This window comes from Terasakiella pusilla DSM 6293 (assembly GCF_000688235.1).
Lineage (GTDB): Bacteria > Pseudomonadota > Alphaproteobacteria > Rhodospirillales > Terasakiellaceae > Terasakiella > Terasakiella pusilla.
Genome location: NZ_JHYO01000018.1, coordinates 1 through 19,862 on the forward strand (window position 1 = coordinate 1; position 19,862 = coordinate 19,862).

20 protein-coding genes and 2 tRNA genes are annotated in these 19,862 nt (G+C 48.7%); 8 read left to right on the forward strand and 14 right to left on the reverse strand.

The annotated features are described in order from the left end of the window. Positions 1–477 precede the first annotated feature (477 nt). On the reverse strand, positions 478–1,884 hold the full coding sequence (locus Q397_RS0112840; protein ID WP_028879764.1) for an SHOCT domain-containing protein: 1,407 nt from the start codon (positions 1,882–1,884) through the stop codon (positions 478–480). 272 nt (positions 1,885–2,156) lie between these two features. Here Q397_RS0112840 and Q397_RS0112845 point away from each other — a divergent pair, with 272 nt between their 5' ends. Beyond that, a complete protein-coding gene (locus Q397_RS0112845; RefSeq protein WP_028879765.1) occupies positions 2,157–2,363 on the forward strand; it encodes a hypothetical protein in 207 nt (68 codons plus the stop codon). A gap of 78 nt (positions 2,364–2,441) precedes the next feature. Here the strand turns inward: Q397_RS0112845 and Q397_RS0112850 are convergent, their stop codons facing one another. After that, on the reverse strand, positions 2,442–2,897 hold the full coding sequence (locus Q397_RS0112850) for a hypothetical protein (RefSeq protein WP_028879766.1): 456 nt from the start codon (positions 2,895–2,897) through the stop codon (positions 2,442–2,444). Between the two features lie 10 nt (positions 2,898–2,907). Continuing rightward, entirely contained in the window at positions 2,908–3,216 is a 309-nt protein-coding gene (locus Q397_RS0112855) for a hypothetical protein (protein ID WP_028879767.1), read from the reverse strand. A 215-nt stretch (positions 3,217–3,431) separates the two neighbouring features. Between Q397_RS0112855 and Q397_RS22440 the strand changes: the two genes are divergently transcribed. Continuing rightward, a complete protein-coding gene (locus tag Q397_RS22440) occupies positions 3,432–4,787 on the forward strand; it encodes a mechanosensitive ion channel family protein (protein ID WP_051609996.1) in 1,356 nt (451 codons plus the stop codon). Here Q397_RS22440 and Q397_RS0112865 read toward each other — a convergent pair whose 3' ends face one another. After that, on the reverse strand, positions 4,788–5,126 hold the full coding sequence (locus tag Q397_RS0112865; protein WP_028879768.1) for a hypothetical protein: 339 nt from the start codon (positions 5,124–5,126) through the stop codon (positions 4,788–4,790). It lies immediately after the preceding gene. Between the two features lie 47 nt (positions 5,127–5,173). Here Q397_RS0112865 and Q397_RS22445 point away from each other — a divergent pair, with 47 nt between their 5' ends. The 3 genes from Q397_RS22445 (at position 5,174) to Q397_RS0112880 (ending at position 9,382) form a co-directional block, all read left to right on the forward strand. Beyond that, entirely contained in the window at positions 5,174–5,824 is a 651-nt protein-coding gene (locus Q397_RS22445) for an rRNA large subunit pseudouridine synthase E (protein ID WP_038013903.1), read from the forward strand. A 27-nt stretch (positions 5,825–5,851) separates the two neighbouring features. Further along, on the forward strand, positions 5,852–7,531 hold the full coding sequence (locus Q397_RS0112875) for a sensor domain-containing phosphodiesterase (RefSeq protein WP_028879769.1): 1,680 nt from the start codon (positions 5,852–5,854) through the stop codon (positions 7,529–7,531). Between the two features lie 189 nt (positions 7,532–7,720). Beyond that, positions 7,721–9,382, forward strand: a complete 1,662-nt coding sequence (locus Q397_RS0112880) for a sensor domain-containing phosphodiesterase (protein ID WP_028879770.1) — start codon at positions 7,721–7,723, stop codon at positions 9,380–9,382. Here Q397_RS0112880 and Q397_RS0112885 read toward each other — a convergent pair. Further along, positions 9,379–10,095 carry a substrate-binding periplasmic protein gene (locus Q397_RS0112885; RefSeq protein WP_038013905.1) on the reverse strand — a complete coding sequence of 239 codons (717 nt, stop codon included), beginning with the start codon at positions 10,093–10,095 and terminating at the stop codon, positions 9,379–9,381. The two genes, Q397_RS0112880 and Q397_RS0112885, sit on opposite strands and share 4 nt — an antisense overlap. Before the next feature lie 74 nt (positions 10,096–10,169). Continuing rightward, entirely contained in the window at positions 10,170–10,907 is a 738-nt protein-coding gene (locus tag Q397_RS24230) for a substrate-binding periplasmic protein (RefSeq protein ID WP_028879772.1), read from the reverse strand. A gap of 469 nt (positions 10,908–11,376) precedes the next feature. On the opposite strand from Q397_RS24230, the gene proV reads away from it, so the two are divergent. Genes proV through proX form a run of 3 tightly spaced genes read left to right on the forward strand, consistent with a single transcriptional unit; the run spans position 11,377 to position 14,751 of the window. Then, the gene (gene proV, locus Q397_RS0112895) at positions 11,377–12,600 is read left to right on the forward strand and encodes a glycine betaine/L-proline ABC transporter ATP-binding protein ProV (RefSeq protein ID WP_028879773.1); all 1,224 of its coding nucleotides are present in this window, start codon (positions 11,377–11,379) and stop codon (positions 12,598–12,600) included. Further along, complete coding sequence (gene proW / locus Q397_RS0112900) at positions 12,593–13,696, forward strand: glycine betaine/L-proline ABC transporter permease ProW (RefSeq protein ID WP_028879774.1); 1,104 nt, start codon at positions 12,593–12,595, stop codon at positions 13,694–13,696. Before proV ends, proW begins: the two co-directional genes overlap by 8 nt. Before the next feature lie 38 nt (positions 13,697–13,734). After that, positions 13,735–14,751 (forward strand): glycine betaine/L-proline ABC transporter substrate-binding protein ProX, encoded by a 1,017-nt coding sequence (gene proX / locus Q397_RS0112905; RefSeq protein WP_028879775.1) that lies wholly within the window; start codon positions 13,735–13,737, stop codon positions 14,749–14,751. Positions 14,752–14,826: 75 nt separating this feature from the next. Here proX and Q397_RS0112910 read toward each other — a convergent pair whose 3' ends face one another. The 8 genes from Q397_RS0112910 to Q397_RS0112945 all read right to left on the reverse strand — a co-directional run bounded on the left by Q397_RS0112910 (position 14,827) and on the right by Q397_RS0112945 (position 19,862). After that, positions 14,827–15,033, reverse strand: a complete 207-nt coding sequence (locus tag Q397_RS0112910) for a hypothetical protein (protein WP_028879776.1) — start codon at positions 15,031–15,033, stop codon at positions 14,827–14,829. A gap of 9 nt (positions 15,034–15,042) precedes the next feature. Beyond that, on the reverse strand, positions 15,043–16,194 hold the full coding sequence (locus tag Q397_RS0112915; RefSeq protein WP_169737996.1) for an EAL domain-containing protein: 1,152 nt from the start codon (positions 16,192–16,194) through the stop codon (positions 15,043–15,045). 158 nt (positions 16,195–16,352) lie between these two features. Beyond that, positions 16,353–16,424: transfer RNA gene (locus Q397_RS0112920), tRNA-Met, on the reverse strand. A 40-nt stretch (positions 16,425–16,464) separates the two neighbouring features. After that, positions 16,465–16,956 (reverse strand): hypothetical protein, encoded by a 492-nt coding sequence (locus Q397_RS0112925; protein ID WP_028879778.1) that lies wholly within the window; start codon positions 16,954–16,956, stop codon positions 16,465–16,467. 17 nt (positions 16,957–16,973) lie between these two features. Beyond that, complete coding sequence (locus Q397_RS24730; RefSeq protein WP_084149053.1) at positions 16,974–17,396, reverse strand: hypothetical protein; 423 nt, start codon at positions 17,394–17,396, stop codon at positions 16,974–16,976. 453 nt (positions 17,397–17,849) lie between these two features. Beyond that, positions 17,850–17,926 (reverse strand) — tRNA-Met (locus Q397_RS0112935). Positions 17,927–18,015: 89 nt separating this feature from the next. After that, positions 18,016–19,140 (reverse strand): tRNA 2-thiouridine(34) synthase MnmA, encoded by a 1,125-nt coding sequence (gene mnmA / locus Q397_RS22455; RefSeq protein WP_038013906.1) that lies wholly within the window; start codon positions 19,138–19,140, stop codon positions 18,016–18,018. After that, a complete protein-coding gene (locus Q397_RS0112945; protein WP_051609997.1) occupies positions 19,137–19,862 on the reverse strand; it encodes a DUF599 domain-containing protein in 726 nt (241 codons plus the stop codon). The genes mnmA and Q397_RS0112945 overlap by 4 nt, the downstream gene beginning before the upstream one ends.

The window sequence follows — 19,862 nt, forward strand, 5'->3', positions numbered from 1 at the left end:
AGGATATAAACTTCATGAGTTCGTCCAACTAGAATGCTGTCCGACTTCAATCCGCCGCCTGCGTATCCCTTTCGGTCATATGTACTTGTAAAAGAGCAATCCGGCAACCAGAGCAAGGCTCGGTGCGGAGGGCGGTTTATAAAGGCCTTACCCGAGGCCGTCAACCCTCAAAATTAGTTTCTTTAAAAAAACTGTAACACCTTAGCAAAACTTACTAAACCAATCCGGTCTAACTCGTTGTTCTCAAAGTGTTTTTCGAGAGCCCCGCTGGGGCAGCGCCCCGTTGGTGAAGACGGGTTATAAGGATCTCGCCCCACCCTGTAAACACCTTTTTTCACTTTTTTTCAAAAAACTTCAAAGGAACGTCTGAGATGGGCATAGAATATAGGATTTCAAGGCCAAACTTTTTAAAAAGAAAAAGGAGGTCGCATCGATTTGACGCAACCTCCTTTAGCATTTGGGAAGAGTATTCAGGCTTTAGCCATTTGTCCCCATGAATCCGGGTTCACAGAATTGACGTTTTGATTTCAACTTACCGCATAAACTAGAAGCCGCTTGCTTACTATCCAGTGGCCCTGCCAGCAAACGATAGAAAACACCCTTGCCCGGACCAAGGTTCACTTGCGTCACTTCTGACTGAAGGTTCCCCAGCAAATCACGATGCGCGCGCTTTAACTGTGTCCAGCCACGGGTCGCATCCCGTTGGGATTTATAGGAGGCTAAATGAACAGCCGGCTGCGGACCAGACTTGCGCGCATTATTCATCAAAGAGTTTGGCGCACCGGATGCAGCAGAAGACATGGACGCCCCACCCTGCGGCGGTGTTGGCTGCAAGCCCGATTCAATTGCCAGACGTTCTTGGCTATATTCGTCAGAACTAATCAGACCCTGATTTTTCAAACCTTCCAAACGACGCACCTTATCTGCTGATGCCATCAGGCCTTTTGGTGGTACAGCCGGATTTTCGAGAACCAGCGGTGTTTCCGGCATAAGTGCATCCAGAATCATTTTACGTTCCGCGGCATGCTGCTCAATTGTGATCGCGCGCATCTCCAGCGCACGACCGATCGCGCGCAAACGTCCTGAAATTTGCGCCGAACTTGGAACGGGACGATCCAAACCGGCTGCGGGCGGGTTGGACGACAACGGAATTAGAGCGCCGACGTTCCGTGCGCGGCGAACTTTATATTCTTCCGGTGTGATCAAACCCTGATCCAGTAAATCGCGTAATGTCTCAAAACGCGACACGATATTACGGTCGCCTTCATCCAATCCCATCTCAGGGATGGTATCGCCGGTCATATCTGTATTGGTCTGACGCATAGCTGTTGTGCCATTGTTGGGCGCAAGGTAACCATAGTTACCCGCACCACCGGCAAGCCCCTGCCCCGGCTGTCCGCCATATTGAGCAGGCTTATCAACACCAGCTGCGCCCGTTGCCAGATTGCCAATCACCCCACCAGAATCGATCATAGAAAGATTCACGCTTGCGACCTCCGCCACATTACGCGGCGTACTGTCTTGCAGAACGATCACATTCATGGACTCATCCGGGCGCTGCGCCAGAACGGCTTCGTATAAGGTACGCGCACGAGTCACTTGCCCGGTATTTTGATAAATAATCGCCTTACCCAACAGAGCATATACATTATGAGGATCGGCCTGAAGCGCGACATCGAATAGAGCTTCGGCAGGGAGGAAGTTCCCCTTCATCAATTCTGCCAAACCTCGGTCTGTGGCTACGGATGCCTTTGAGGGATTAGAAAATGCGCTTTTCTCCCAAAAAACCGGGTCAAGCAAACTTCCTTCCTGAACAGCGCCACAGGCTGACACCGTCAAACCCACAGCGAAGAATGCAGCGTAGCGTTTTGTCTTCCCAAACACGCGTTTCTTCCTTTTGCCTATGTCGTCCAGCGAAAACACATCCACCTCATGCGAACACGCACCTAGACGACTCCTACTCTAGGTTCTCCCATAATCCGATGTGAATCCTAATTTTTCTTTAATGAATACAAAAAGGATCAACGCCCGACAACAATTATACATCAAAAACGAAATTTATCAAAAACGCGAATTCCGCAAGTAAATGTTAACTTTTAGGGGGCAAAGTAACTTTCAGTATACAACATTTGTATTATTCATAACTGAGGGTAATTATGGCTAAAGCAACTATCCAACCCGGTGATCGCTTTGTCAAAGTTGGCATGCCGGACACTGTCTGGATTGCCACGCGTTTGATTGAGCTTCCCAACCTTCCCATGCATGTTCATTTAATGAATGAACGTGACGACCTTGAAATGCAAACGCTGTCAGAAGTCGCCTTGATTGATCGCAACTTGTACCAAAAAGTACAAGCGCATTAATCCACAGCGTGTCTCAAGAACAGAAAAAGCGGCTCTCCCTACCGGAGGCCGCTTTTTCTGTTTAACTTTATGCGCGTGCTATAGCCAGTCGCGCTCTTTTGATCGTGCTTCCCGTGGAGGGGCCGGATGTTTGTCCGTCTGATTAAAGCCCGTGAGGAATTCTCTTAATAGAAGATCAGCGTCGATGAGGCGGGTAATGCTCTGCTCCCCCTCGAAGGGAGAGAGTTTTTCTTTGGTTTGCTCCAACCGCGCCAAATGCTTGTTTGCCATCAAACCTGCAATAAAGGTCAACAGTGACAATATAAAGAGACTAATTGTTAAAGAGAGCCCAACGCTAACGCCTTCGCCCATCAAGAAGGAATAAAACCCGAAACAAAAAAGCAATAACATTGCCGCGATCAACACCCCCATCACGACAGTCGCAAGCAGCCCCTTGCGCGCATCTTGCAAGAGATCACGCAAGGTTGATGTTTCGGGCAGGCTGTATCCCAAGACAGCCAAGCCCAAGCGCTTCATCATTTCGGTTGTCAACATGGTGCCCCCGCTATTTGCGTTTCAGCAAGCCAACCAATAGGGCACCCCCGGCAAAGGCGGCTGCGGTTGTCAGGAACGGGCGTTGTTTAATCTGGCTTTCGCACGCATCACGGGCCTGCCCAATCTGTTGAGATTTTTCACCGACGAAACTGCGTACGCTTTGGCCTGCTTTATTTGCAAGCCCTGCAATCTCTTCGCGGGTCAGCATTGTTTTGCTGCGGCCATTCGCCAACGCTTCCTCCGACTGATCGACCAAAAGGTTTTTAATCTGATCGATATCGTCTTTCAGTGCCTTGATTTCTTTTTGTGTAGCAGTCATCAGTTTCTCCTAATTATTAAGGTGAAGCCGTGAAAAACGGCATGTGAATAAGCCTGCCTGAGCCCACATCAGTCTTAAATAGCTCTCCCCCTCAAAAGTATAAAGAAAACATAAATTGATGCTTTCTTGACGAAAATACCCCGCTTTCAAAACGGGAATCCTCCATCGATTACGATAAATAGGAGCCTTGAGATACAACTAACGTGGTCGAAAAAATGGAACCTACTGAAAAGAAAATTGGTGAACTGGTTGAAACCACCGCACAGGCCGTCGCCCCAATCAGCGAAAAAGCCCTCTCTTGGCTGTCCGCCGGATCAACCTATTCTCAGGCCGGATACATCCTGCTTTCCATCTCGCTTGCGTGGGGAATCACCTGGATCATTCATACAGTCTATTCTGAGATTGCCGATCCCAAAAAGTCCATCACGCCGTTTTCACGGCCTTGGTTTCTCAAGCGGTCCGGTCGCCTGATCTGCCCGTTTTTGACGATTCTGTTTTTAAACCTGATGGAACCCATCGCCTATAAACATCTCGACAATCAAGCTGTCATTCACGCCGCCCAGCGCGTGGCATACGTCTGGATGCTTTGGGTCATCCTGAAAGCCTACATCACAAATTCAATCGTACGCACAGTGGGCGTCTGGTTACTGGTCCCCGCAAGCCTGCTGCAAATGTTCGGCTTATTTGACGATGCCGTCAAATATCTGGAAAGTTATGGCTTTAAGCTGGGGGATGTTGAGATCACCGCCTACACATTCCTGAAAGCAATCTTCTTTATCTGCATCATTTTCTGGATTGGGAAAATAATCCGCAATACGGCGGAGCGCTATATTCGCGATAAACAGTCCCTGACCAGAACCACGCAAGAGCTGCTGATCAAGGTTTTTGATATCCTGCTCTATTCTATTCTGTTTCTCATCACGCTTAATCTGGTCGGAATCGACCTAACGGCCCTTGCTGTCTTTAGTGGGGCGCTTGGGGTCGGGCTCGGATTTGGGTTACAGAAGATTGCGTCCAACTTTATCAGCGGGATCATTCTACTGACCGAAAAATCCGTCAACATCAACAACCTGGTGGAAATGAATGACGGCGTCCATGGCTATGTGCGCAAACTGGGTGCGCGCGCGAGCATTGTTGAAACTTTTTGCGGCAAAGAAGTCATGGTCCCCAATGAAGATTTTATCACCTCAAGGGTTGCCAACCTGACCCACAGCAACCCAAAGGGCCGTATCTCCATCCCGATCGGAGTGTCCTATGACAGTGATCTACACAAGGTACGTGACCTGATCCTCGCCGCGGTCAATAGTTATGACCCCGCAATCAAAGAGGAAGAAGACTACCAACCCGGCTGCTACCTACGTGAATACGGTGACAGTTCCGTCAACTTTTTACTGACCTTTTGGATTGATGATGTCACCCAAGGCAGATGGTGCGCGCAAAGCGATGTCATGTTTAAAATCTGGGATTCGTTTAAAGAACATAACATCGAAATCCCCTTCCCCCAGCGCGACCTTAATATTCGCACCACGCAGGAACAAATCTTCCCTGCCCCTGTCCAACAAACCGCGTAGTTACGCCAACTCCTTGAGCCACACGTCTTTAAGGCAGTGGCTCACGCTATCCATCGGGGAGATCGCGACAATAATTTGACCAAAGGCATCTTGCAGCGCGCGAATAGCTTTAAGCACTTCTTCGGATCGTTCGCGCTCCAACGTCTCGCGACCGATGGCGTACATTTGCTCAAACGCCGACTTTTTAATCTCATTGAGTTGATCCGCCAAGGAGGTTGCCCCCAGACAGGGCGTATCTTCCAGAAGTGTCGTCATTGCTGACAGGCTATCGCGAATAATTTTTCGTAATTCTTCGTCGGTTACATTGCCAAAGCTGGCATTGTCTGCATTATGCGCCATAATTCTTATTCCTTCAGTTTGCCCTCTTCTAAAAGATATCCAGCGCCATGTCGAAAATAATCTTGTTCAACAAACCGTTTAATGTCCTCTGTCAGTTTACCGACGAAGGCATCCAACGCGAGACTCTTGCCGACTATATCAAAATTCCCGGTGTCTACGCCGCAGGTAGACTGGACAAAGACAGCGAAGGGCTTTTGTTGCTCACCGATGATGGTAGCGTACAGGCCCGTATTGCCCACCCCAAATTCAAACTTCCAAAAACATATTGGGTGCAGGTGGACGGCATCCCCGACAATGCCGCGCTTGAGAAACTGAGAAAAGGTGTCACCTTAAAAGATGGCCTGACCAAACCTGCCGAGGCACGTATAATCCCAGAGCCCGAAGACCTTTGGCCCAGAACACCGCCCGTGCGCTTTCGTGCCAACATCCCGACAAGCTGGATTGAACTGACGATCCGGGAAGGTAAAAACCGACAGGTCAGACGGATGACGGCCGCAATCGGCCACCCGACCCTGCGCCTGATCCGTTATGCCATCGGGCCTTGGTCCCTACAAAACTTGCCAACCGGTGACTATATAGAAACCACCCTGCAAGAAGGTCAACTACCCGCGCCCCCTCCACCAGCAAACCCCAAACATTCGCGGCCGCAAAGAAACAAAAAACACCATAGAAACAGGCCCCGAAAAGATTTATCCTAACGCTAAAGGATAATAAGAGAGAAACTAATGTCGACTGCCGATAAAAACAAACGAGAAAAAGAACGATTCGTCGCCCTGTCTTTTTGCAGGGCGGATATGCTGTTTGAACTCAACGACACGCACCATATAGAATTTGCCGCGGGGGCCACACCGGGTCTGTTGGGTAAAAAGCCGCAAGACATGGCACAGACCCGTTTTACCGATTATATCCACGAACAAGATCACAAGCTGCTGAAAGAACTGTTTGTCACAGCCAGCAATAAGGGGCGACTTGATGATGTCACCCTTTACATGAAAAGCCCCAGTGGTAAAAAAATCCGCACCATTCTGTCAGGATACCGGGTGCCAGACTTCCACAACCATTTTTTTCTCGCCATCAAGGTCGACCTGAGCAAACCTACATTTGGTAAGATTGACACACCCGAACGCGATGATGAAACCAACCTGATGGAAACAGAGTCGTTTTCGCAGGTGGCCTCCGAACGTGTCACCTCCTTCATCCATGCAGGGGGAGATGCCCAAGTCTCCATGGTGAAGGTAAACCATCTGGATAAGTTGCTCGACACCGTTGGCGCCACCGACAAGAAAAAACTGTTGGGCGAAATCGGCAAGGTTCTAAATGATAATTCCATCGGCGGCGATACGGCAAGCCGTATTGACAAAGATAGCTTTAGCTTTGCCCACTCCGACAAGGTAGATACGCTTGCCATCAACGCACAAATCGAAGCCTTGGCCGCACAAATCCATCCGGACGGGGATATGGTGCAGGCGATCTCCAGCACTCTTGATGTGGATGGCGCAGGCATGAGCGAAGATCAGGTCGCACGCGCGCTGATCCACACCATGCAGAAGTTCTGTGAAAATAAAGGCTCTGTGCGTGAAAGTGCTCTGTCCGATGTTCTTTCCGGTATGATGACCAACACGGTCAAGAATGTTGGTTTTATTAAAGATGTTTCCAAATCCATGGATCTGGACATCTTCTTTATGCCGATCAACGATCTAAAACGCGGCTACGTGCACCACTTTGAAGGGCTCGTCCGCTTTAAGGGGGAACACAAAGACGAATCTCCCTTCCATATGATCTGCCTTGCCGAAGAAGTCGGCATTATTTGCGATCTGGATATGGCGATCGTTAAAAAGAGTATTGAACGCGTCCATCATTTCCGTCAACAAAGCTTCCTGCCGCCGGTTGCGATTAACCTGTCCGGCGCCTCTCTCAGCAACGATGTCTTTATGCATAGTTTACACAAGATGCTCAAAGACGCGCCGGAAATGTCAGGCCATTTGATGTTTGAAATCACCGAGTCCGCCCGCATCGAAGACTTGCCTAAAGTAAACAAGATCCTGCAATCCATCCGAAAAATGAAATTTGAAGTCTGCCTGGATGACTTTGGTGCCGGGGCAGCCAGCTTTGACTACCTCAACGGGCTAGATGTAGATGTGGTCAAATTTGACGGGCCAGTGGTCAAACGCGCCTACCAAACGGAAAAAGGCGGCGACCTGCTGCGGGCCATGTCGCGCATGTGTCACGACCTCAACATCCATACCGTCGCAGAAATGGTTGAAGACAAAGCTATGGCTGACCATATGCAAGCGTGCGGTATTGATTTTGGTCAGGGATGGCATTTTGGTAAACCGCATCCCGATCCTTTACAATATTCGCGCAATTTTGCACCCGTAAACAAGGTCCGTATGGGAACAAAATAACGAATTTGCCGCACGGCCCCACTCAACGATAAAAATCCCTTGAATTAGCTGGGATTTTGAACCACATTCCGCCGCGTTTAAACGACCGATTGCATAAAACCTCCTTTTATTTCTTTGCGCTTTCTTAACGAAAACGTGATAACCCTAGTGTGTGAAATAGGTTAGGTCGGGGGAAGGACTGTACTAAATATGACTGAACAACCAAGACGCAGGCGAGAACGCGAAAGACTTGTCGCACTTTCTTTTTGCCGCGCAGATTTGCTTTTTGAACTGAACATCGACCGGAGGATTGAATATCTTCTCGGCGCGACCGACGTCATGCTGGGCAAATCCGCAAATGCCATGCTTGGAACCAACTTCCTTGACGTTATTCACCCGGATGACCAACAGCTGACAACCCAATTACTGGATAGTGCCTCGACCAAAGGTCGTCTGGACGATGTTGTAGTTTCTCTCAACGGGATCAAAAACACCAAAATTCCGGTCATTCTATCCGGTTATCGTGTTCCCGATTTTGACAATCACTTTTTCCTCGCCCTTAAAGTCGATAGCAAACGTGCGACCTTTGGCAAATTGGATAAACTGTCAAAAGATCAAGATAGCGGTCTACTTGAAGTCAAATCCTTTGCCCAATCAGCAGCACAACGCGTGACCTCCTTCATTAACGCAGGCGGGACCGCGCAGGTATCCATGGTGAAGCTCAATCATCTGGACGACTTGCTGACAAAAGTCGGGGCGAGCGACAAAAAAAAGCTCCTCACCGCCATCGGCACGATCCTGAACACCCACTCCATTGGCGGGAATACAGCCAGCCGAGTGGACGACGACAGTTTCAGCTTCATACATTCTCAGGACGTGGATGCCAGTGAGATTAGTAACCACCTAGAAAAACTCGCAGAGAAAATCCATCCTGATGGAAAAGAAGTGCAAGCCATGTCCACCACACTGGATGTGGATGGTGCCGGCATGAGCGAAGAACAAGTGACCAAAGCCTTGCTCTACACCCTACAGAGTTTCTGCGAGAACGAAAGCAAGATCAAGCAGACCTCAATTTCGGAAATTCTGGACACCTTGATGTCCAACACGGTCGAAAACGTATCGTTCATTAAAGAGATCATCAAGAAACGGGATCTGGACATTCACTTTATGCCGATTGTCCATCTGAAAGACGGCTATGTCCATCACTTTGAAGGCTTGCTGCGATTGCGTGGGGACAAATCATCCGAGTCACCGTTTAACTATGTTCGTCTGGCCGAAGAAGTCAATATCATCTGTGATCTGGATATGAGTGTGATTAAAAAAACCATGGATCACATTTATGCCTTTCAGCGCAAAGGGTTCATCCCGCCGATTGCCGTCAACCTGTCCGGCCTGTCCCTCAGCAACGAACTCTTTATGGATCAGCTTCACACCATCCTGCGGAACTCACCGGACATCGCAGGTCAATTGATGTTTGAAATTACGGAATCTGCAAAAATCAGCGACCTGACAACCGTCAATAATCTCCTTCAAGATATCCGCAAGATGGGTTTTGAAGTCTGTCTTGATGATTTTGGCTCTGGCGCGGCAAGCTTTGACTACCTCAACGCCCTTGATGTCGATGGTGTAAAATTCGACGGTCCCGTGGTGAAACGCGCTTATGCAAGCGAGCGAGGCCACGACCTGCTGCGGGCGATGTCACGCATGTGTCATGACCTGAACATCCACACCATCGCAGAGATGGTGGAAGATAAAGCCATGGCTGATCACATGAAAAAAAGCGGGATCGATTTTGCTCAGGGCTGGTACTTCGGTAAAGCTGTGGCCGATCCACTTGTTTTTAAAGATAAGTTTGACCACTCAAAACGTTAATTTTGTAACGCATTCACCTTCAACTCGCTGAGGGCCGCATTCACGATGGAAATGACTTCCTGACCGCGCGGCGTGTTATGGCACAAGACACGGTCCTGAATGATCGCAAGGGGTCGGTCGGGATCAAAAGTCAGTGGCCCTAAATCTCTTGTTTTTTGCACATAAAGCTGCATGCCCAACTTGGGAACAATCACTGCGTCCAGACGGCCTTTCTCTAACTTTCGCAAGTTGGTCGCCAGGTTACCATAAACATCATACACAACCCCTTCTTGTGGCACGACAGTGCGAAGGATTTCTGGGTCATACAGCAACCCGACCCTTTTTCCCTTTAAGTCCTCGGCGGCATCGATAGGCGGTTTGTTCTGATGATGAACCACAACCCATTCGGTTTCGCGGAAAGGTTCCGACTCTATAAAATCGTAGCTGGCATCATAATAAGTTTTGGCATCTGGACTCACGCAGGTATAGCGCCCTTCCAAAAATGCCTTAAACGAATGAGAAGGACTGTGGATTTGATAGGTGAGCTGGTTGTTGGTAACCTGCACGACGGCACTAATAATGCGCCCCGCCGGCCCATCCAAACGTTCCCAGGAGCGCCCAAAATTTTCAGCCGTCATCGGCAAGACAATATCGTCCGCATGCGACTTGGCAAACAACACAATTTGTAAAGATGCTAAAATAATGGCGAAACGACTGAGATCATGTACTTTCATCAGGCCACTATACACAAATGAATATTCTCTGAATATTGCCCAAAAGGAGTAAAACCGCTGGTGCAATTACCCCTTTAACGCTTATATCTTTCGATTACTTTTTCCAGATACTTCTCTCTTTTCAAGTCAGCTAAGATGCGACGCACCCGTTCCACAATGACGGGAGAGAGAGTTGGCGACCCGGCAAAGGTCAGATCGACATTGGAATAGGGTTCAGAAAAATAAGGCACGTCCATTTCGGGATTTAGCTTCCACATCCAATGCGCCATATCTTTAGGCGTATACCATGCATCTGCGCGGTCGTGGGCCAACATACGTGGAATTGCTGGGGTCAATGAGGGGATTTTCGCCAGATTTTTAAAGTTACTCTCTTCAAGCTGGTGGTCAGGGGGTGCCCCTTTGTGAACAAGGACCCGTTTAAACTCCCGCGCCTCTTCAAAGCTATGAACCTTGCTTTTCAAAGAAACAAAAACCATTTCCATCGGCTTTATCACATCAATCCACGTAAAATGGTTTTCTCGTTCGACGGTCCGCCCAAGCGGAAAGATAATGATATTGCGCCCCTCTTGGGCCAGCTCCAACGCCCGTGCCCATGGATATACTTCGATTTTAGTCTGGTTTCCCAAGCGCCGATCAATCTCGCGGGCGATTTCAACAAACGAGCCCGGATATTCCGGATCAGTCGACATGCTCCAGGGCGGTAAAAAACCGGTAACAAAACGATATTGCTCTGCCTTCGCTACACAAGGTAGCACAAGAAAAAACGACAAAGTCAGTGTTAGCGCGATGTATTTTTTAAATATCTTCCCCATATATCGACGCTAGCATACTCATTCTGGCCTTTCCAGCGGATTATACTCCCCAAAGCGATAAAAGCACTGCCGCTACAATCAGATAAGCCCCTTCTCTCCTTGCACCAAAAAGATCCGTAAACATCAATATTTTAGCCCACTCAACAATCAAGGACTAAAAATTTGACTAATCGTTCAACTTAAAAACCTTCCCATTAACATATGTTAATGACACCCAAATATTCAGGTGCGATCCTTAAGAAAGTTGCCACAAGGAATTCGTATGCATTTAATTACCGTTACACCGTTAACATATAGACTAAGCACCTTCAGTAGAATTTGCCGACATCGTTAAAGTAAAATGCAAAATAACAACCCAGTGCACTACACAATGACTTTCCAAACTACTTATCTCAAAAGTGTTTTTTTTCTTAACCAATCTTGTTTTTAGATAATCTGTTAGTGAATAGCTAACGGACAGAGAGTATGCATGTCTACCTCGAATGAAAAAATTGTAGTCAAAAATCTGTATAAGGTTTTCGGCAAAAACCCCTCTAAAGCCATGAAGCTGTTGAACGAGGGTGTGCCAAAATCTGAAATCTTCGACCGCACAGAACAGGTCGTCGGCGTTTGTGATGCCAGCTTTTCCGTCAACGAAGGTGAAATTTTCGTTGTCATGGGATTGTCCGGCTCAGGCAAATCCACTTTGGTACGCCTTCTCAACCGTCTGATCGAACCCACATCCGGTCAAGTGCTCTTTGACGGCAAGGACATTGCCCAAATGTCTGACAAAGAACTGATGGAACTGCGCCGCAAAGACATGAGCATGGTTTTCCAGTCCTTTGCCTTGATGCCGCACCTCAATGTCATCGACAACGCGTCTTTCGGCCTTGAACTTTCCGGTGTTTCCGTGGAAGAGCGCCACAAACGCGCCCTCGAAGCCCTTGAACAGGTCGGTCTTGAGGCCTTCGCCTACAGCTATCCGGATGAACTCTCCGGTGGGATGCAGCAGCGTGTCGGCCTTGCCCGCGCCCTTGCCAATGACCCGGCGGTTATGTTGATGGACGAAGCCTTTTCCGCCCTCGACCCGTTGATCCGCACCGAAATGCAGGACGAACTGGTCGCCTTGCAGGAAAAACACCAGCGTACCATCATCTTTATTTCCCACGATCTGGATGAAGCCATGCGGATCGGTGATCGAATTGCTATCATGGAAGGCGGCCGCGTCGTTCAGGTCGGCACACCGGAAGAAATTCTCAATAATCCCGCTGACGCCTATGTTGAATCCTTCTTTAAAGGGGTCAATGTCTCCACGGTTTACAGCGCAAAAGATATCGCGCGCAAAACCCGGACAACGGTGATGCATAACCGATCGGGTGTCGGCTTACGTACGGCCCTTGAAGAAATGCGTCAGGAAGATCGCAACTATGGTTACGTTCTGGGCAAAAACCAGCAACTTGCTGGCATTGTATCTGTAAAATCCGTCAAAGCAGCCATTGCTAAAGACCCGGCACAGGACCTTTCCGCTGCTTACCTTAAAAACCTTCAAGTACTTAAGGCTGATCAAGCGTTATCCGAAATTATCGGCAGTGTCGCCAGCGCCCCTTACGCCCTTCCCGTTGTGGATGATGATAACAAATATCTCGGCGTAATCTCTAAAACGGTTTTGCTTGAAACCCTTGACTACGAAAATGAGGAGACGGCAAATGACTGATCAAACTGCCAGCAACCCTTGGGGTGCACCTGCCGAAACAGCCCCTGCACAAACTGAAAGTGCCCCTGCCACCCCTCTTACAGGGAACGAGGGCACAGCTTGGGGTGTTTCTGAACAAACCGAAGCAACTGCAGGCCAGAACGATTGGCTCGTCAATAGTACGGCACAGGAAAAAACGTTTGATATCCTCAACCCGTTTGACCATAGCGTCATCCCGTTGGATAGTTGGGTTGAAACCGGTCTGGAATGGTTGGTTTCCAACTTCCGCCCGGTCTTTCAGGCAATCCGTGTGCCCATTGACGCCACTTTGTCCGGTATTGAGGCTGGTTTGCAAGCCACGCCGTCAGCGCTCATCATTATTCTGTTCGGCTTACTTGCTTGGCAAATGGCGAACAAACGTCTTGCTGTCATCTCTATCGTTTCTCTTGTCCTGATCGGTCTGATCGGGGCATGGTCAGAAACCATGGTCACCCTGTCCCTTGTCCTGACCTCCGTGTTCTTTAGCATGGTTATTGGGCTTCCCATTGGGATCTGGTTATCACGTTCTGACCGGGCCGCAAGCTCAGTTCGCCCGATTTTGGATGCGATGCAGACAACACCAGCCTTCGTTTATCTGGTGCCCATCGTTATGCTGTTCGGGATCGGCAACGTGCCGGGCGTGGTCGTGACCATCATTTTTGCCCTGCCGCCACTTATCCGCCTGACCAACCTTGGTATTCGTCAGGTGCCGGCAGATCTCGTCGAGGCATCGCGGTCTTTTGGGGCCAGCCCGTCACAACTGCTGTTTAAAGTTCAGCTCCCGCTTGCCATGCCGACGATTATGGCAGGTGTCAACCAAACCCTGATGCTGTGTCTGTCCATGGTGGTTATCGCTTCCATGATTGCCGTTGGCGGCTTGGGCCAAATGGTTCTACGAGGCATCGGCCGTCTGGATATGGGCCTCGCGACTGTAGGCGGTGTCGGCATTGTTTTGCTGGCGATCGTGCTTGATCGCATCACACAAGCCATGGGGACAGAGAAACGCAGTAAGGGCATCCGTCACTGGTATGAAGCCGGTCCAATCGGATTTGTCCGTTCCTTTTTCATCAAACAATAAATTTTCAAACCAACGAAAACCTTAAGGAGGTTAAGTTTATGAAATTAAGCCAAACTTTTAAAAAATGGGTGGCCGCAACAACATTTGTTGCAAGTGCCCTCGCTCTGGGCGCGCCAGCAATGGCAGACGCAAACCTACCGGGCAAAGGCGTAACGGTCCAGCCGGGCCAAGACAACGTTGATGGTGAGAACTTCCAAACCATCATCGTCATGAAAGCCCTGAAAGAACTGGGTTATGACGTAAAAGACGTTCAAAACGCAAAATACCCTGCTCTGCACATTTCCATCGCAGACGGTGGCGTGACATTTATGGCGGATCACTGGAACCCGCTGCACCAAGCATTCTTTGAAAAAGCCGGTGGTGACGAAAAACTGTCACGCACAGGTGCGTACATTGAAGGCTGTGCTCAAGGCTACCTGATCGACAAAAAGACTGCTGAAAAATACAACATTACAAACGTTGGCCAGTTGCAAGACCCCGAAATCGCCAAACTGTTTGATGCCAACGACGACGGTAAAGCTGACCTTGCCGGTTGTGTACCGGGCTGGGGTTGTGAGCGCGTGATCGAGCACCACATGGGTGCGTACAAACTCAAAGACACTGTGACACATAACCAAGGTGAATATTCTGCAATTATCGCCGAAACCATCACCCGTTATAAAGAAGGTAAGCCGGTCCTGTATTACACATGGACACCTTACTGGGTTTCCGGCGTATTGGTACCGGGTAAAGACGTTGTGTGGCTGGAAGTACCGCATTCTGCCCACCCGAACGGCATAGATACAAAACTGCCGAACGGCAAAAACTATGGCTTTGAAGTCAACACACAAATGGTCGTTGCAAACAAAGAGTTCGTTAAAAACAACCCTGCTGCTGCGAAACTGTTTGAAGTTATCAAAGTATCTGTGAACGATGTTTCTGCTCAAAACCTTAAAATGAAGGATAAGGGCGAAGGCGGCTGGGAAGCTGCGGAGCGTCATGCGGATGCATGGATTGCAGCTAACCGTGACAAGTTTGACGGCTGGCTGAACGCTGCACGTGAGGCAGCCAAATAAGCCTTTGCTATCTTCTGCAAATGCCAGACAAAAGCCCTGAAGCATATCCGCTTCAGGGCTTTTTCTTTACACTATCTATTTTCGCCTTTTTAACAGGATGATCACCCCCAAAACACCAAGAATCAGTGCACTGGTCATTGGCATTGCCATCGGCAGCCCCAAGACCATCGTCAGTCCGGTTAAAATCGATCCGCCAAAGACCAATATCAAGCCGCCCACCAGCACAGCCAAAATAGATAAGCCGACCACGACAGAGACTAACTTTTCCAATGCCCGCTTCATCCACTTCCCTTAAAAGGTCATATCAGCAACATCTATAGGTCTGGCATATAACCACCCTTGCGCATACTCAATCGGACAGGACTGCAAAACATCATGTTGCGATTGGGTTTCCACCCCTTCGGCCAAAACACGGCATCCCAGATTGACCAATTCTTGCGAGGTCTGATCAATCGCCTTCAAAAAAGCACAATCTTTATCCGCATTGCGGATCACGGTGATGCATAACTTCACGATTTCCGGCCTCAGGATACGCGCAACGTCCAAATCGGCAAAGCCGCATCCCGTATCATCCAACGCGACACCTACCCCCTTCTGGCGCAGTTTATCGACCACAGGCACCAGCACCTGCGCATCATCCAGGGGCATATGTTCAGTAATTTCAAACAAAATATTCTCGCGGCCTTCTAACGGCAGGTGTTCTTCTGCCAAGGCCAAAGCCTCTGGTCCCAGATTGATCGTCAGAAACTGCCCATCGGGAAGGCGCTTCGGGGTACGCTCCAGTGCAAGGCGCGCACAGGCCAATTCCACCTCAAGCGTGCGCCCCACGCGATCGGCAAAATCAAATAACTGATCAGGCCTTTCAAGGGCGGACCCCACGGGGCCGCGTACCAGTGCCTCATACCCCAAAAGGGTTTTATCCTTCAGGCTGACAATCGGTTGCAGAAATGTGCGCAGCTTGTCCCCTGCCAGTATATCATCCAGCTCTGCCGACACGCCCTGAAGAGTGCCGTCCACACAGGTCGAAGGGTTTGTCAGATAAGGTTCAAGCCACCCTTGGTGGACATCGACCAACCGACCGGAATGATCTTGCCCCAGCGGCGCAAGACACACGCGCGGTGACATCTTCATGGATGCCCCAACCCCAAAAACATCGCGCAGGCTTTCATGCACCACCCGACTGGTCGCTTTCTCGATTGCCTGACGACTTTCCTCAAAATCCCGCAGAAGTGACCCTGCCGTCATCTCAAAAGACGCCATCCAATGGGGCGCACCCAAATCCATCTTAAAATCAAGCAGGCTGTGCTGGGAAAGTAAGCGCTTGACCTTCTCTTCAATCACCACAGACACATCACTTAAGTTCTGCGTCACCGCCTCTCCGCCATAGACGTCCTGCAAGGTCTGCATATCTGCAATATCAATGTACAGTACGTTCTTATCCATCCCCATATCCTTGCCTCACTTAAAATCAACTTAGACAAGACAATAGCAAGCCTCCCCCAGAAGAAAAGACAATTAAACCAATCGCAGAAATAGAGATTTCCTATAAGACATCTGAACACGAAAAAGGCCTCAAGGAAAACCTTGAGGCCTTTTAAAATTGGTAGCTGGAGGCAGACTTGAACTGCCGACCTCGGCATTATGAGTGCCGCGCTCTAACCAGCTGAGCTTCACACTTATGTCTATCGTTTAGTGACAAAATACAAAGTCAACTTATTGAACTGATATGTTCTCTTTTCTCAAGAACAATGATTTATCCACTTTGCTAAACAGTTTTTCGTATATGGCTGGATCATATATGGGGTGTGCTTCTGTTCGTGGGATCCCCCATCCCCCATCACCATCGTAAAATTCTTCCGAAGCTAGGTTTAGCCGAATACTAATTTGATTATCTTTCAGAGCAACTGATGCAGAAGCGTTCTCAGTGACTTTGTTGCTTTGAGTCAGCATGTAAACCTTTTGTCCAGTTATGATTCCGATGGTTTCATTCACATTGGAAATGATGAAACCTTCATCTTGAAGAGCTGCAGCTGTTGCTTTCAAACCTGCAATAAGGTCTGTGGTATCATACAGTCGGGTTTGTAGTTGACGAATTTCTAATTGGGTTAGATTTGCTACAGGTGCTTTTGTCATTGTTTTACAAGCTGCCAACGTCAGCAAAGTAGTTACAAGAGTTAAGGAAAGTAATATCTTTCGAATGATCATTGTTTTCTCTACATTAATTAAAAGCGGCTTGAGTGGTATGTGAAATCTCGAACTTTACTGTTCTTATCAAGTTTAATCACAATTGTTAAAGTACTCTGGGTTCTCTTAGTTGCTGAGGCACTTTGACTTTCACCAACAGTTCCAATAATTACCCAAGCATTTCCTCCAGAAGAACTATTTGAGTGAACTTGAGTTGAACTCATCTTATCATACACCCAAACTTCTCTACGTTCTTCATCTAGGGTAACTATATTCGGGCTGCCAAGAGCCTCAATAACCTTGCTAGAAGGCATACCAATTGAAATGTGACGTTGAACGGTACCTAAAGTTAGAGTTTGCTCTGAGGATGTAACTTCCTTTTCATGGACAGAAGCAGGTGTTGTCTGACAGGCCGTTAATAAAACTAAAGCACCAACGACTGATAACAATTTGTTTTTCATCTAGATTCCCCTAATTATACAACCTTATTCTATAGTAGTTTTACCTAGACACAATACTCAAATAAGTGATCCAGTTGGATAAAGTGATTAACTGCACTCGTTGCATTCAAAAGACATGTTGAAGGTTGGACGTATGCGCAGACAAATAAGTGAGCTCACAGACACACAACATCATGTCGAACATATCGTGCCCCCTTAGTAACGACAGAGCGCAAAGGAAAGTTTGCGGCCTTCATGTCCCTTGAAATATCTCTATGGCTTCTGCTGCACTTAATATGTCTAAAGGTACTAAGTTCGCTGACAAGAGGGCTCACTGATGATGTTTGATAATGGATTTATGATTGACCTAACGCGCCTTCAAAATTGGCCAAGGAGTACGGAGATATTCCAAACAGAAAACCCTGTGACTCGCACGAAAAAGGCCTCAAGGAAAACCTTGAGGCCTTTTAAAATTGGTAGCTGGAGGCAGACTTGAACTGCCGACCTCGGCATTATGAGTGCCGCGCTCTAACCAGCTGAGCTACCCAGCCTTGGAAACGCTGTGCGCTTCGAAGTGAGCGTTTTTTAGGTCACCCGAGCCCAAGTGTCAAGCAACAAAAAACATAATTTTACATTTTTTTTAAGCCGCTGTTTTTTCGGCCTTTTGACGCTGTATCCAACCGCCGCCCAGCATGCGTTCTCCTTCGTAGAAAACACAGGCCTGACCCGGCGCAATCCCTGCATATCCCTCATGCAGCTTAACTACAGCACGCCCCGTCCCATCGGGATAAATGGTTGCCAGCTGCGGTGCCTGTGCAGAGCGTACCTTCACAGTAATCTCGCGCCCTTCTTCCCCTAAAGGTGTAAAACCAATCCAGTTTAAACCGGAGATTTCCAGCTCATACTCCAGAAGCGCTTCTTTCGGTCCAACGATGACCTGTTTTTTATCGGCATCAAGACGAATCACATACAAAGGCTCCGGCCAGGCGATTCCTAAACCACGGCGTTGACCGACCGTATATTTGATGATGCCGTCATGCTTCCCTACGACAGTCCCGTCCACATGCACGATCTCACCAGCGTCAAGCGCACCCGGACGTAATTTTGAAACCACATCCACATACTTTCCTTCCGGCACGAAACAAATATCCTGACTATCGCTTTTAGAGGCAACCGCCAGACCATATTTTTTCGCCAAGGCGCGGGTTTCATCCTTAGACATGCCACCAAGCGGGAAGCGGACAAAGTTGGCCTGCTCCTGTGTCATGGTAAACATGAAATAACTCTGATCTCGTCGATGGTCCTCGCCGCGCAACAAGACAGCGCCCTGATCGGTCATCTGCCACTGGACATAGTGACCGGTTACCAACGCGTCCCCACCAAGGTCTTTTGCCGTTTCCAGCAAATCGCGAAATTTCACGGTCTCGTTACATTTAACGCACGGGATCGGAGTTTCGCCCTGCACATAAGTCTCGGCAAAATAATCCATCACTTCGCGTTTAAAAATTTCTTCATAATCCAACACATAATGCGGAATACCGATCTGGTCTGCCACACGGCGCGCATCATAGATGTCACGACCTGCACAACATGTATTGGGGCGACAAACAGCTTCCCCGTGGTCGTAAAGCTGCAGCGTTACGCCGACAACGTCATACCCTTCTTCCTTCAGCATCGCTGCTGTCACGGAGCTGTCAACGCCACCGGACATGGCAACAATAACGCGCGTATCTTCGGGGGCTTTATCAATATGGAGTGAGTTCATGACTTAAAATCGATTGTGTAATTGGAGTTAGGGTCAAGTGTCTTTAACGTCTTGGACTTAAATTCACGGCGATAGATCACCATCACCACAAATAGGGTCGACAGAACAAAAATCCAAGGGTGCAAAAACCACGACAAGGCCGCCAGACCAAAGTAATAGGCCCGCATCCCCCGGTTAAAGGTCTGCACCGCAAGGGCATTTACCTTGGCCGCGCGTTCAGCAATTTTTTGCGCCTGTGGGCTTTCTGCATGTTCGGGCGTTGGAAAAGCGCCCATAACAATGATCATGTAATTAAACTGGCGCAGGGCCCAGGCAAATTTAAAAAAGGCGTAAACAAAAACAAGGCCAAGCACCAACAGCTTGATTTCCCACATGACCTTGGTTGTTTTCACCACATACGTCAGATCTTTGGTTAGGTGCTGGACCTGTTCCAACCCGCCAAAGATTGCGACAATACCCCCGATGATAAAAATCGCGGTGGAGGCAAACAAGGAGATGGAACGCACCAGCGTCGCCAGCAAAGCCGCATCCCCCACCCTGACCTCACGGTATAAAGAGGCACGCATCCACTCCAGACGGTATTGATACATCACCGTCATCAAGGTCGTGCGGTCTTTCGAATAGGTATCCGCATAGTAGGTGTAACCGGACCATGCGATTAGAAACCAAAAAAGTGCGGTCACATCCAACAAAGTTACACCATGTATGAGTTCCGCATTCAT

Bases quoted from the DNA above. Each gene is read 5' to 3' on its own strand.
- Q397_RS24730 (WP_084149053.1), bottom strand. From the start codon at position 17,396: ATGAAAAACAAATTGTTATCAGTCGTTGGTGCTTTAGTTTTATTAACG.
- Q397_RS0112880 (WP_028879770.1), top strand. From the start codon at position 7,721: ATGACTGAACAACCAAGACGCAGGCGAGAACGCGAAAGACTTGTCGCA.
- Q397_RS0112850 (WP_028879766.1), bottom strand. From the start codon at position 2,897: ATGTTGACAACCGAAATGATGAAGCGCTTGGGCTTGGCTGTCTTGGGA.
- mnmA (WP_038013906.1), bottom strand. From the start codon at position 19,140: ATGAACTCACTCCATATTGATAAAGCCCCCGAAGATACGCGCGTTATT.
- Q397_RS0112855 (WP_028879767.1), bottom strand. From the start codon at position 3,216: ATGACTGCTACACAAAAAGAAATCAAGGCACTGAAAGACGATATCGAT.
- Q397_RS0112915 (WP_169737996.1), bottom strand. From the start codon at position 16,194: ATGGATAAGAACGTACTGTACATTGATATTGCAGATATGCAGACCTTG.
- Q397_RS22440 (WP_051609996.1), top strand. From the start codon at position 3,432: ATGGAACCTACTGAAAAGAAAATTGGTGAACTGGTTGAAACCACCGCA.
- Q397_RS0112910 (WP_028879776.1), bottom strand. From the start codon at position 15,033: ATGAAGCGGGCATTGGAAAAGTTAGTCTCTGTCGTGGTCGGCTTATCT.
- proW (WP_028879774.1), top strand. From the start codon at position 12,593: ATGACTGATCAAACTGCCAGCAACCCTTGGGGTGCACCTGCCGAAACA.
- Q397_RS22445 (WP_038013903.1), top strand. From the start codon at position 5,174: ATGTCGAAAATAATCTTGTTCAACAAACCGTTTAATGTCCTCTGTCAG.
- Q397_RS0112945 (WP_051609997.1), bottom strand. From the start codon at position 19,862: ATGAATGCGGAACTCATACATGGTGTAACTTTGTTGGATGTGACCGCA.
- Q397_RS0112865 (WP_028879768.1), bottom strand. From the start codon at position 5,126: ATGGCGCATAATGCAGACAATGCCAGCTTTGGCAATGTAACCGACGAA.
- proV (WP_028879773.1), top strand. From the start codon at position 11,377: ATGTCTACCTCGAATGAAAAAATTGTAGTCAAAAATCTGTATAAGGTT.
- proX (WP_028879775.1), top strand. From the start codon at position 13,735: ATGAAATTAAGCCAAACTTTTAAAAAATGGGTGGCCGCAACAACATTT.
- Q397_RS0112925 (WP_028879778.1), bottom strand. From the start codon at position 16,956: ATGATCATTCGAAAGATATTACTTTCCTTAACTCTTGTAACTACTTTG.
- Q397_RS0112845 (WP_028879765.1), top strand. From the start codon at position 2,157: ATGGCTAAAGCAACTATCCAACCCGGTGATCGCTTTGTCAAAGTTGGC.
- Q397_RS24230 (WP_028879772.1), bottom strand. From the start codon at position 10,907: ATGGGGAAGATATTTAAAAAATACATCGCGCTAACACTGACTTTGTCG.
- Q397_RS0112885 (WP_038013905.1), bottom strand. From the start codon at position 10,095: ATGAAAGTACATGATCTCAGTCGTTTCGCCATTATTTTAGCATCTTTA.
- Q397_RS0112875 (WP_028879769.1), top strand. From the start codon at position 5,852: ATGTCGACTGCCGATAAAAACAAACGAGAAAAAGAACGATTCGTCGCC.